Consider the following 11,959-nt stretch of genomic DNA (forward strand, 5'->3'; position numbering starts at 1 on the left):
CAGGATGCCGGAAGGGTTCATGCGGGGAGTCGAGGCTTTGAACGGCATCGTGTGGGGGCCGATGGGGCTGGGGCTGCTCTTCGGTACCGGGCTGCTGTTGACGGTGCGCACCGGGGGCTTTCAGCTGCGGCGGTGGGGCTACTGGATGCGGCATACGCTGGGCGCGATCCTGACCGACCGGAGCGTCACCGCCCATACCGCCCGCGAGGAACAGGCCATCAGCCAGTTTCAGAGCCTGTGCACCGCGCTGGCGTCCACCATCGGCACCGGCAACCTTGTGGGGGTGGCGACAGCCATCCTTTCCGGCGGGGCGGGTGCGGTGTTCTGGATGTGGGTCATGGCGCTGCTGGGCATGATGACCAGCTACGCCGAGAACGTGTTGGGCATCTACTACCGCCGCAAAGACCCGGCGGGCGGCTGGCGCGGCGGGCCGATGTACTATCTGCGGGACGGCCTTGGCGGCAAGCTGGGGCGGGTGCTGGCGGTGCTGTTTGCCGCGTTCTGCGCGCTGGCAAGCTTTGGCATCGGCAACCTGAGCCAGCTCAATTCCATCGCGGGCAATCTGCGGGCGGCTTTCGGCGTGCCGGAGACCGCTACCGGCGCAGTGCTGGCGGCAGTGTCGGCGGTAATTTTGCTGGGCGGGCTGAAGCGTGTGGCTGCGGTGGCGGAAAGGCTTGTCCCCGCCATGGCGCTGCTGTACATCGTGGGTGCGCTCACCGTGGTGGGTGTGCACATCACCGCCGTCCCGGCGGCGCTTGCCGCCATCGTGAAGGGGGCATTCGGGCTGCGCGCCGCCGGTGGGGGCATCGTAGGCTATGGGCTGTCCCGGGCGGTCACATGGGGCTTTAAGCGGGGTGCTTTTTCCAACGAGGCCGGGCTTGGCTCCTCGGTGATGGTGCACGCGGCTTCCAACGTAAAAGAGCCGGTACAGCAGGGCATGTGGGGCATTTTTGAGGTGTTTGCGGACACCATGGTGGTGTGCACCCTGACGGCGCTGGTGGTGCTGACCTCCGGCTTTGTGGATCTGGACACCGGGCGCATTGCCGCCGGGGCGGCGGGCAGTGCGCTGGTAGGGCAGGCCTTTGACGCCGTGTTCGGTGCACTGGGGTCCAAGCTCATCGCAGTGTGCATCCTGCTGTTCGCCTACTCCACCACCCTTGGCTGGAGCTGCTACGGCTGCAAGGCTGTGGAGTATCTCTTCGGCACAGGGGCGGGAGCGGGCTACCGGGTGCTGTTCGTGGCGCTGATGCCGGTGGGCGCGGTGATGCGTCTGGACCTTGCATGGACGCTTTCCGACACCTTCAACGGCCTGATGATGCTGCCGAACCTCATCGGCGTAATTGCGCTGTCCGGCACGGTGGTGCGCATCACCCAAAACTACCTTGCCCGCAAACTGTACGGCAGCGCCGTGCAGCCGCTGTTGTCGGCGGGTGAGACGATTTAAAATGCGCTCCGCGTTGCTCTGCGCATCATCAGCGGAAAAAAGATTTTTAATTTGTGGGTTCTGAAAAGCCTGCGGGCTTTTCAGAACCCCTTTTTCACAAGTGGGGTCGTAATCGGGAACAGCATTTGCAGCACCGCTTTCTTCGAAAGCGCGGCGCTGCCGTTTACCGTCAGGACTCCTCTCGTGAAAATAGCGTTTGGAGCGCTCCGCAGAGCGCGACAAACGCGAAATAAAAATAATAATTCCGCTGAAGATGGCTAGCAACGACGACGACCGCCGCCAGCGGCGGAAACAGGGAGGAGTTGTTGGGGCAGCGGCCAGCAAGACGCGCGTGCCGCCCAAGGCACGAAGCGGATGCTGGGTGCCGCAACCCGTAAGCAGCGGAAGCCATTTTAAATCGTCAGCCGTCCCCTTGTCCCAAGGCAGGGTTTGTGCTATGCTAAGGGGTATAAGCGATTTTTTGCGCTGAGAGGAGGAACCCCATGGCCGCCGTAAAAACACGGAATACTGCTACCCTTATGACCGAGGGCAGCATTGTAAAAAGCCTGCTGCTGTTTGCCCTGCCGCTGATCTTCGGCAACCTGCTGCAGCAGATGTATAACACCGCCGACAGTATCATCGTGGGCAATTTTGTGGGCAGCAATGCCCTTGCCGCCGTGGGCTCCAGCGGGTCGCCTATCTATCTGCTCATCGGTTTCAGCCAAGGGCTTGCCGTGGGTGCGGGGGTGGTGGTGTCGCAGTATCTGGGCGCGGGCGACCACAAGGAGACCCGCGAGGCGGTGCACACCGCCCTTGCCATTGCGGTAGTCATGGGGCTTTTGCTGACGGTGGGCGGCGTTGCCTGCGGACGCGCTTTGCTGGTGGCCATGAACACCCCCGCCGAGGTGCTGGCAGACGCCGTGACCTATATCCGCATCTACTTTGGCGGGGTGCTGTTCAGCGTGGTGTATAACATGACCGCCGGCATCCTGAACGCCGCCGGCAACTCCCGGCGCTCGCTGGTGTATCTGGCATGGGCGTCGGTGACCAACATCGTGCTGGACCTTGTATTCATCGTGGGGCTGCGGATGGGGGTGGCAGGCGCTGCCATCGCCACAGACCTGAGCCAGCTGGTGTCCTGCGTGCTGAGCCTGCGCTTTCTGATGAAAAGCGAGGACGCCTGCCGGGTGGAGCTTTCTGCCATCCGGCTGCACCGCAAAATGGCAGGCCGCATCATCCGGGTGGGTCTGCCCACCGGCATCCAGAACATGGTCATCTCCTTTTCCAACGTGCTGGTGCAGGCCAGCGTAAACAGCTACGGTGCCGCCGCCATGGCGGGCTTTGCCGCCTACATGAAGATCGACGGCTTCAACATTCTGCCGGTCAGCAGCATCAGCATGGCTGCCACCACCTTTGTGGGGCAGAACTACGGTGCGGGGCGTCTGGACCGGGTAAAGCGCTCGGTGTGGGTCACCCTTGCCATCGGGGTCCTCTACACCCTTTGCACCGGCGCGGCACTATTGGCCGGGCAGGATGCCATCCTGCACCTGTTCACCGCCGACGAGGCCGTGGTCACCTACGGCAAGCTGGCCATGCGGTGGTTCTGCCCGTTCTACTTCCTGCTCAGCATTCTGCACGGCCTTGCCGGTGCCGTGCGCGGCACGGGTGCCAGCATCCCGCCAATGGTGGTGCTGCTGGTCTCGCTGTGCCTGTTCCGGGTAGTATGGATCCAGTTCCTGCTGCCCTTCTTCTCCGGCATCGAAGGCGTGTTCATCCTCTACCCCGTCAGCTGGGGTCTGGGCGCAGTGCTCATGATCCTATATGCGTGGAAGGGCAAGTGGATGGAGTATCATACATAACATTATTTTACAAAAAAAGGACTGCCGTGCACCAGCACGGCAGTCCTTTTTTATCTTATTACAGCTTTTCAAACACCAGAAAGCGGAAGGCGATGGTGGTGGTGAGCTGCGGCAGAGCCGCAAGGCGGGCGGCACCGTCGCGGGGCGTTTTCCAGTAGTAGGGGGTCATGGCGAACAGCGCTTCCAGCTGGGCGGCGGGCACGGTGATGGTTCCCTGCACCTCCCGCTCGTCGATGGCGCAAAAGCCCGGGTACTCCACCTGCTGCACCGGGTTTTTGTAGGGCTTTTCATAGAGCACGGCCTTCATCTGGTACAGATGCTCTGCCCCCGGCACAACGTAGATCATGCGCCCGCCCGGGCGCAGCACCCGGCTGAACTCCTCCTGCGCAAAGGGCGAAAAGCAGTTCAGCAGCACATCTGCCCAGCCGGTGCGCACCGGCTGGCTGAAACTGGACGCCACTGCATACTGCGCGGCGGGCAGCGCCTTTGCAGCCAAGCGCACGGCGGGCTTTGCGATATCGAACCCGGCCAGCTGCAACGGTTTTTCCGCCGCCGCGAACTGCTGCGCGATGCAGCGGTCGTACCAGCCCTCGCCGCAGCCTGCATCCAGCAGATGCAGCGGAGTATTCGGGGCGGCAGGTACGCCGTGGGCAAGGCACAGTTCCCCCAGCGCCTGCCCGAAGATGCCGTAGTATCCGGCATTCAGGAAGGCGCGGCGGGCGGCAACCATTTCCTTGCTGTCCCCGGGGGCTTTGGTGCGCATACTCTGCACCGGCAAAAGATGCCAGTAGCCCTCCCGGGCGCGGTCAAAGCAGTGGCCTTTTTCACATTTCAGGTCGGTTTCCCCTTGCAGTACGCCGCCGCACAGGGGGCACTGCCACGGGGTAAAGGCTTCGTTCCGGCTCATACTTCTTCGCTGTGATCCTCAATGGGTGCGGTGGCACCGCCGTGGGCGTCCATATACTCCTCGAAGCTGGTGTACTTCTGCTGGGGCGGGCGGCGGCTGATGAGCATCAGCCCCGGGTCCTCGTCCCGGGCGGCAGCATTGCGGCCACGGCGGGCAGGCTCGGCCTTGGGAGCACGGGGTGCGCTGCCGGTGCGGTTCTGATTGCCTGCGCTGCCGCGCTCGTTACGGGCAGGGCGGGCGTTGTTGCTCTGGGCAGCGCGCTGCTCGCTGCGGTCATTGCGGCGGCTGCCGCTGCGGCTTGCGTTCTGATTATTCTGGGGCTCCTGTGCGCTGCGGATCGCAGGTGCTACCGGAGCAGCAGGAGTTTTGCGTGCCGGGCGCAGCGGAGTAGCCTCCGGGGCGCTGACAAAATGGGGGTCAAACTTGGGCTGGGCGTTGCTGCCCCGGGCGGGGGCGGCATTTTCGCGGCGGGCGCGGGGCGCTGCCGCTTCCTTGGGGGCGTTTGCGCCCCGGTTGTTGGCGCGGCGGTCGTTGCGGACCCCGCGCTTTGCGTTGCTGTCTTGCATCAATGTTTCCTCTTTTTTCGGTTTTGCAGGCACCGCGTTCTTTGTGGCCTTCGGCTCCTGCTTCGGCGCGGGTGCAGCTGCCTTTGCAGCTTTTGCGGGCGCAGTTTCGGCCTGTTTTTTCGGCGCTTCGGCCGGTTTTTCTGCTTCGGGGCGGGGCTTTTTGCCGCGCACGGGCAGCACGGGGCGCACCGGGGCGGGCACGCCGTCCCACGGATGGCCGGATACCACCGGGATCTTGCGGCGGTTCAGCTTTTCGATGCCTGCCAGATACTCCTGTTCCTCCGGGGCGCAGAAGCTGACGGCGGTGCCGTCCGCACCTGCGCGGGCGGTGCGCCCGATGCGGTGCACATAGGTCTCCGGCACCTCGGGCAGGTCGTAGTTGAACACATGGGAAAGCTCGCTGATATCAATGCCGCGGGCGGCGATATCGGTAGCCACCAGCACCCGGGTCTTGCCGGACTTGAAATCCTCCAGCGCGGTCACGCGGGCGGTCTGGCTCTTGTTGCCGTGGATGGCGGCGGCGGGGATGCCCTGCTTTGTCAGGTCCTTTGCGATCTTATCCGCGCCGTGCTTGGTACGGCTGAACACCAGTGCATTGACCACCGGCGGCTGCAAATTTTTGATGAGCCACGGCAGCAAAAGCTTCTTGTTGCCCTTTTCCACATAGTAAAGGCTCTGCTGGATGCGGTCCACGGTGCTGGACACCGGGTCCACCTTGACAAAGGCGGGGTCATGCAGGATACCGGCAGCCAGCTGCTCGATCTCGGCGGGCATGGTAGCGCTGAACATCAGGTTCTGGCGCTGGGCGGGCAGCTTGGCAATGACCTTTTTCACGTCATGGACAAAGCCCATATCCAGCATCCGGTCGGCCTCGTCCAGCACAAAGATCTCCAGTGCGGACAGGTCGATAAACCCCTGCCCGATCAGATCGTTCAGCCGTCCCGGGCAGGCGATGAGGATGTCCACGCCCTTTTTCAGCGCTTCCACCTGCGGTGCCTGTCCCACACCGCCAAAGATGACGGTGCTGCGCAGCTTCAGGTACTTGCCGTAGGCTTCAAAGCTTTCGCCGATCTGCAAGGCCAGCTCCCGGGTAGGGGTCAGGATCAGGGCGCGGACAGCGCCCTTGCGGCGGGGCGCATTGGCGGTGAGCCGGTCCAGCATGGGCAGCGCAAAAGCCGCCGTCTTGCCGGTGCCGGTCTGGGCGCAGCCCATCAGATCCCGGCCTGCCAGCACCGGCGGGATGGCCGCTGCCTGAATGGGCGAGGGGGTCTCGTAGCCCGCTTCCTGCACAGCGCGCAGCAGCGGGGCGGACAGATTCAGTTCTTTAAATGTCATGGTTCTCCTATTATTCTGTGATCTTCCGGCACTCGATGTAGTAGCGCTTTTCCTCCGCGTGTCCCATGCTGAAGGTCTTGCGGGGCAGCACGCCGCCCATCACAACGCCGCGAAACAGGTCGCTCTTGGCGAAGGGCGGCATCAAAAACGCCACCGCGCCCTGCTTGCACAAAGCGCGCACAGCCGGTTCGTCATGCACATAGTCCACCTTTGCTTCCGGGTGGCGTGCCATATAATCCGAAATAAAATCGTCGATGGTGCCCACGGTCAGCGGCTCGGTGGGGTCCTCAAAGCTGAGCACATTGGCCATGTGGGGGCCTGCCAGCGTAAAGGGCTGCTGCTTGCTGCCGCCAAAGCAGCAGCCTGCCATGTTGGCATCACTCCATGTGATAAGGCTCAGCAGCACGGTGGCGCAGTCCACATTGAACAGTACCCGGTGGATGGGCTCGATCTCGATGGCCGGGGAGTGCACATTGCACACCTCTGCCAGACACCAGCGGGCGGGGTGGTTCTCTGCCTGCTCCGGGGTCAGGGTCTTTTTCAGCTCCTCCCAGCAGGCCTTTGCGGTAGCCAGCGAGTGGTTGCCGTCGCCCACGGCCAGCGTCAGCGGGTCGCGGCGGGTGGCATCGGGGTATTTCTTGTCAAATTCTTCCTGACTGCCCAGCACGGTCAGTGCGTTTTCGATCTGCGCGATGAGGGCGGGGTCCTCCACCGCCCAGCCTGCCACATGACCGCCGCCCAGCATCAGCTCGCCCTCGTACACCTTGGGCAGGCTGTCCTTGTGGGCGGCAATGGGCTCGATAAGGGTGCAGTCCGGGTCATCTGCCAGCATCATGATGTGGGGCGTTTCCAGCGCAGCGCCGGTGCGCACCTTCATGCGGGGCGGGATGCGGCTTTCCACGGTGCACTCGCTGGGACGCACGGTGCATTTTTCGCCACGGCGGTAGCTGTAAGCTTCCAAGTCCACACGCCCCACAAGACCCTGCCGCACCCGGCCGCTCTGCTCGGTGCGCTCTACATAGATAAAGCCGTCCACCGCCCGGGTGAGCACGTTCCGGGCATAATCCTGCATGGTGGCGTGGATCTTTTCCACCCGCGCATCGGCGTCTCCGTCCTCCAGATACACCTCCGGCAGGATCAGGTTCAGGGTGCTGGGTGCACCCGCAGCGGTCTTTTCTGCCCGCTGCCAGTAGCTGCGGTCACTGGTAAACTGGTCACAGGCAATACAGCCCCACTGCTCCAGCGGCACCTGCTCCGAAGGCAGCAGGATGTGTGCGGGTGCAAAACAGGTAGTCGGTTTCATAGTGGTTTCCTCCCCTCTCTAAAAGCCGCTTTTCAGCGGAATGCTGCGGTGTCGTGCACCACAATGTGCTGCACACCGGCGTCGGCAGCGGCCTGCTCCAGCGCAGCGCGGCTGTCCGCGTCCAGCGCGGTGCTGCTGGTGACCAGCAGATTTTCCATGCCAAGGGACACGCCGGTGGTGCCAAGGGCATCGTTGGCGGCGGTGCACAGTGCGTCCGGGTAGCTGACCCACAGGGTCACGCTGCCCGCAAAGCGGGTCTGCCATGCGGCGATGTCGGCGGTCAGCTGGGCGGCGCGTCCCTCCCGGCTCTTGCCGCCGGAAGCGCCGAAGTCCTGCTTGCGGGTGATGATGTTGGGGAACTGCACCCCGGTAAGCACCACCTGCTCGTAGCCCATGCCCTGCACCTCTTCAATGAGGTCGCCGACATACTGCACCGCGCTTGCGGCAAAGGGGTTCATCCACGCCTTGCCGCCCTTGGCTGCGCTGACATTGTCCAGCCAAAGGCTGTTGCCGTCATAGTGCACGCCCATGCTGCGGTCGGTGTACACCGACACCGGGTCGGTAAAGGCGGCAAGCTGCGCCGCCGGGATGATGCCCTCCTCCCGCAGGATGGCGGCGATGCTTGCCGCATCCACCGGGCTTTCCGTGATGCTCTGGGCGGCATTTGCCACCCCGGAAGCATAATACACCGTGCCAGCGGCATCCTTCAGGGTGACAAGGGCGTAGTCTGCGCCCTGCTGCTTCAGCTGCCGGGCGGCGGCGCGGATGGCGGCTTCATCGGTCAGAGTGGTCACATCCAGCTCTGCCCAGCTGCCGCCGGTGATGGCCTTGCCGTCCAGCGGCTTTTCCTCTTCCGGCTCCGGTTCAGACGCTGCCTGCGAGGCGGCAGCGCTGCTTGCCGCCGCAGAGGAAGCGGCTGCCTCGGCGCGGGAAGCGCTTTCGGCCTCAAGATCCCGGTCCTTGACCACGGTATACCATGTGTGGGTGGCCCAATCCAGCACATGGGGTGCGGCAAACCATGCTGCTGCCAGCACTGCCACTACCAGCACCGCAATGCCGATGCCGCGCTTGACGCGCATTTCCCGGCTGTAAAAGCTGCGGTGATAATGCTTGACCTTCTGACGTTTATACTTAGCCATGGTATCCTTTCCTCCCTGTCTGCATCACAGGATAACGGAATGTCCGGTAAAGCCATAGATCGCCAGCGCCAGCACGCCGATATACACCAGCGTGATGGGCAGGCCGCGGAATGCCTTGGGGATCGCTTTGCTGCGCAGGCGGTGGCGCGCCTCGGTGACCAGCAGCACTGCCAGCACATAGCCAAGGCCGCTGCCAAGGCCAAAGCCAAGGCTCTGGCCAAGGGTAAAAGTCTGGGTGCGCTCCACCAGCACCGTACCCAGCACACCGCTGTTCAGCGCGGCCAGCGGCACGATGCGCAGCAGCTGGGCGCGGCGGGGCAGGCTGCGCAGCAGCCACAGCACCAGATGCTCTGCCAGACACACCACGGCGATGCTGGCGATATACACCAGCGGGCGCAGCTGGGCGCGGTTATCCAGCGGGGCAATGAACCACCGCCCGGCAAAGAAAGCCACCGGTGCCACCAGCACCTGCGTGATGCACAGCATCATGCCGAACAAAGCGCTGCTGGTGCGGTCGTCCCCCACCAGCTGCACCATGCGGGACACGCCCAGTGCACGGGTAAAGACAGCGTTCTGTGCAAAAATAGCCAGCAGTGCGTAGCTGAAAAACACTGCCGAGCTGCTTACAACTTCCTTCACGGTTCGCGGTCCGCCTCCTTCTGGTAGTGCACGGTCAGGGTATCCCGCGCTTCCTTTTGCAGATATTCCTTGTGCTTTGCAGCCGCAGCGCGCCAGATGGCGCACAGGATGCCCAGCACGATAAAGCCGCCCGCCGGCATCTTAGCCAGCGGCAGCAGCGCCCAGCGCCCCACCGGGGCACCGAACACGGTGCCAAGGCTGAGCCACTCGCGCACGATGCCCACCACGAGCAGCAGCAGCGCATAACCCACGGTGATGCGCACGCCCTTGGAAACGGCCTTGTGCACCGTCTCCTGCACGCGGCCGAAGCGGTAGGTCAGAAGCGGCTCCACCACCAGCATGGGCAGGTAGATGCCAAGGTTCAAAAGGCCCGTGCCGAACACGAGGTTCAAAATGGGGTACGCCGCCAAGTACACCACAGCGGCGCTGGCTGCGTACAGAATCGCACGGGGCAGCAGCTTTTTTTGCAGCTGCTCCGGGGTAGGCTCCTCGTCCTGCAGGGGCACAAGGCGGCTGAGCAGGCAGGCCAGCACGCGGGAGGGCACCAGCAGCAGCGCCACCGCCGCCGCCAGCATCAGGCTGTTCTGGCCGGTGGTAGCCACGACCACCAGCGGTGCCAGACCCATGCCCTGCATGACCACCGGGTTATTCAGGAACACGCGGTCATGATGGGCAAACTTTTCGGGGCTTTGCAAAATCAGTTCCGCAGTACGCTTTTTCATTCCGCAGCCTCCTTTCGTTCGGACGGCAGACGGTGCAGCAGACGGTACAGCCGCTCCTCGGTGCGGTCAATGAGCGCGGACACGCTGTTGACCGCCAGCAGCGCAAAGCAGACACCGGTCTCGTACACGCCGAAATAGCGGAAGCCCATGGTGGCGATGCCCACCAGTGCGCCGTACAGGATGCGCCCGAGCCGGTGGTGGGCGCAGGTGTAGGGCTCGTTGAGCAGGAACACCGCGCAGAACAGCACCGCACCGGTGTGCAGCTCGTCCCGGATGCCCTGCAAGCGGGGCAGCAAGCTGCTGAAGAGGGTGCTGTCTGCCAGACCCACCTGCCGCGGGAAGAAGAAGGCGATGAGCCCGCAGGTGATGAGAAAACTTGCCGATGCGCCGATGTGCACGTCCTTCTGGGTCCACAGCACAAGGCCGCAGGCCAGAATGACCAGCGCTGCGCCGGTGCCCATGGGGGCGGCGAACTCGCCCAGCACAACGGCGAGGGTGTTCAGGTTCAGGATACCGCCGCTGCGCAGGGTATCCTCGATGGTGCTGCTTACCGGCACGGCAGAGGCGTTCCACAGGGGCAGCGGCGTATAGGGCTGCGGGTAGCGCACCACCTGCTCCGGCCACGATACCGCCGCCACGGCGTAGCCCACGGCAGCGGGGTTGAAGGGGTAGCTGCCGTAGCCGCCAAAGACCTCCTTGCCGATGAGCACGCCCGCCATCACCGCCACCACCAGCACATAGATGTCCACGGTGGCGGGCATGAGCAGAGCGATGATCAGGCTGAAGCTCTCGTTGGAGAGATCTTTATTGGTGTACACCCGATGGCGCAGCAGCGCCACCAGACGGTCGCACAGGTTGCCGGTAAGCAGGGCGACGCCGCATAGCAGCAGCGGGCGCGCGCCGTAGAAATAGCAGGCCATGCACAGCAGCGGCACACACAGCCAGAAAACGTGCTGGTAGTACCGGCCGGTCTTTTGCAGCTGCCGCTCCTGCTCCTGGATCAAAGCTTCATCCATATACAGCCCTCCTTACAGGCTGGCCAGTGCGCCCACAGCCGCAGCGGGGTCGGCAGCGCCAAACACGGCACTGCCCGCCACCAGCACGTCGGCTCCGGCTTCCACGCACAGGGGTGCGGTGGCGGCATCCACGCCGCCGTCCACCTCCAGCAGGTAGGAAAGGCCGCGGGCTTCCCGCTCCGCCTTGAGCCAGCGGAGCTTATCCAGCGCCGAGGGCATGAACTTCTGCCCGCCGAAGCCGGGCTCCACGCTCATCACCAGCACCAGATCCAGCTGCTCCAGCCACGGTGCCAGCGCCTCGGCCGGGGTGCCGGGCTTGATGGTCAGACCCACCTTGCAGCCCAGCGCACGCACAGCGTCAATGGTGGCCTGAATATCATCTTCGCACTCCAGATGGAAGTTATACAGGGTCGCACCAGCCTTGATGAAAGGCTCGGCGTATTGCAGCGGGTGGCTGATCATCAGATGCACGTCGTAAAAGGCATCCGGCAGCGCCTTGTGCAGGCTTTTGAGCACCGGCACACCAAAGCTGATGTTGGGCACAAAATGCCCGTCCATCACGTCGTAGTGCAGCATCTGCGCACCGGCGTCCAGCACCATGCGGCAATCTGCACCCAGCTTGCCAAAATCAGCAGAAAGAATCGAAGGACTTACGATGGCCATAATATTTCATTACGCTCCGTTATTTTTAGCAATTTTTATCCCATGCGTTGCGCATTTTGCAGGGTTCTGCCGGGCAAAAAATACGCGGGCATGGTTATCTTTTAGTTTACATGAAAACGGCCAAAAAATCAAACCCGCAGCCGTTTTTTTCACGGAAAAGTCGTAAATAGCGCAAAAAGTCCATTGCGCGGCAGCATCTCCATGCGCCGCGCAGCTGCCGCCGAAGGCTTGCCATTTTGCAGCAGCTTTCTTTGAAGCAGGACGATTTGGAATGGCCTCCGCATTGCTCTGGCCATATTCAGCGGAAAATAGATTTTTAATTTCGCGTTTGTCGCACTCTGCGGAGTGCTCCAAACGCATTTTCACAAAAGGGGGTCACAGCGGTAA

Annotated in this window: 11 protein-coding genes; 2 read left to right on the forward strand and 9 right to left on the reverse strand. The window is 63.1% G+C overall.

Annotated features, from left to right (window positions below):
* Window positions 1-4 precede the first annotated feature (4 nt).
* Together MTP39_RS13300 and MTP39_RS13305 are read left to right on the forward strand one after the other, a co-directional pair.
* Window positions 5-1,444 (forward strand): alanine/glycine:cation symporter family protein, encoded by a 1,440-nt coding sequence (locus MTP39_RS13300; RefSeq protein ID WP_249240884.1) that lies wholly within the window; start codon window positions 5-7, stop codon window positions 1,442-1,444.
* Between the two features lie 482 nt (window positions 1,445-1,926).
* Window positions 1,927-3,282, forward strand: a complete 1,356-nt coding sequence (locus tag MTP39_RS13305) for an MATE family efflux transporter (RefSeq protein WP_249240885.1) — start codon at window positions 1,927-1,929, stop codon at window positions 3,280-3,282.
* Window positions 3,283-3,340: 58 nt separating this feature from the next.
* Here the strand turns inward: MTP39_RS13305 and MTP39_RS13310 are convergent, their stop codons facing one another.
* The 9 genes from MTP39_RS13310 to MTP39_RS13350 are packed head-to-tail and all read right to left on the reverse strand — an operon-like array spanning window position 3,341 to window position 11,926.
* Window positions 3,341-4,189, reverse strand: a complete 849-nt coding sequence (locus MTP39_RS13310; protein WP_249240886.1) for a putative RNA methyltransferase — start codon at window positions 4,187-4,189, stop codon at window positions 3,341-3,343.
* Complete coding sequence (locus MTP39_RS13315; RefSeq protein ID WP_249240887.1) at window positions 4,186-6,090, reverse strand: DEAD/DEAH box helicase; 1,905 nt, start codon at window positions 6,088-6,090, stop codon at window positions 4,186-4,188. The genes MTP39_RS13310 and MTP39_RS13315 overlap by 4 nt, the downstream gene beginning before the upstream one ends.
* 10 nt (window positions 6,091-6,100) lie before the next feature.
* The gene (locus MTP39_RS13320) at window positions 6,101-7,393 is read right to left on the reverse strand and encodes a DUF1015 domain-containing protein (RefSeq protein ID WP_249240888.1); all 1,293 of its coding nucleotides are present in this window, start codon (window positions 7,391-7,393) and stop codon (window positions 6,101-6,103) included.
* Between the two features lie 32 nt (window positions 7,394-7,425).
* Window positions 7,426-8,532: a putative glycoside hydrolase gene (locus MTP39_RS13325; RefSeq protein ID WP_249240889.1), complete on the reverse strand. Its 1,107-nt coding sequence runs from the start codon at window positions 8,530-8,532 to the stop codon at window positions 7,426-7,428.
* A gap of 24 nt (window positions 8,533-8,556) precedes the next feature.
* On the reverse strand, window positions 8,557-9,171 hold the full coding sequence (locus MTP39_RS13330; RefSeq protein ID WP_249240890.1) for an Rnf-Nqr domain containing protein: 615 nt from the start codon (window positions 9,169-9,171) through the stop codon (window positions 8,557-8,559).
* The gene (locus tag MTP39_RS13335) at window positions 9,168-9,893 is read right to left on the reverse strand and encodes an Rnf-Nqr domain containing protein (protein WP_249240891.1); all 726 of its coding nucleotides are present in this window, start codon (window positions 9,891-9,893) and stop codon (window positions 9,168-9,170) included. Before MTP39_RS13335 ends, MTP39_RS13330 begins: the two co-directional genes overlap by 4 nt.
* The gene (locus tag MTP39_RS13340; protein WP_249240892.1) at window positions 9,890-10,909 is read right to left on the reverse strand and encodes an RnfABCDGE type electron transport complex subunit D; all 1,020 of its coding nucleotides are present in this window, start codon (window positions 10,907-10,909) and stop codon (window positions 9,890-9,892) included. The genes MTP39_RS13335 and MTP39_RS13340 overlap by 4 nt, the downstream gene beginning before the upstream one ends.
* A gap of 12 nt (window positions 10,910-10,921) precedes the next feature.
* A complete protein-coding gene (rpe, locus tag MTP39_RS13345; protein ID WP_081028471.1) occupies window positions 10,922-11,572 on the reverse strand; it encodes a ribulose-phosphate 3-epimerase in 651 nt (216 codons plus the stop codon).
* Between the two features lie 9 nt (window positions 11,573-11,581).
* Entirely contained in the window at window positions 11,582-11,926 is a 345-nt protein-coding gene (locus MTP39_RS13350) for a hypothetical protein (RefSeq protein ID WP_249240893.1), read from the reverse strand.
* Window positions 11,927-11,959 lie beyond the last annotated feature (33 nt).

The organism is Faecalibacterium sp. I3-3-33, assembly GCF_023347295.1.
Taxonomy (GTDB): domain Bacteria; phylum Bacillota; class Clostridia; order Oscillospirales; family Ruminococcaceae; genus Faecalibacterium.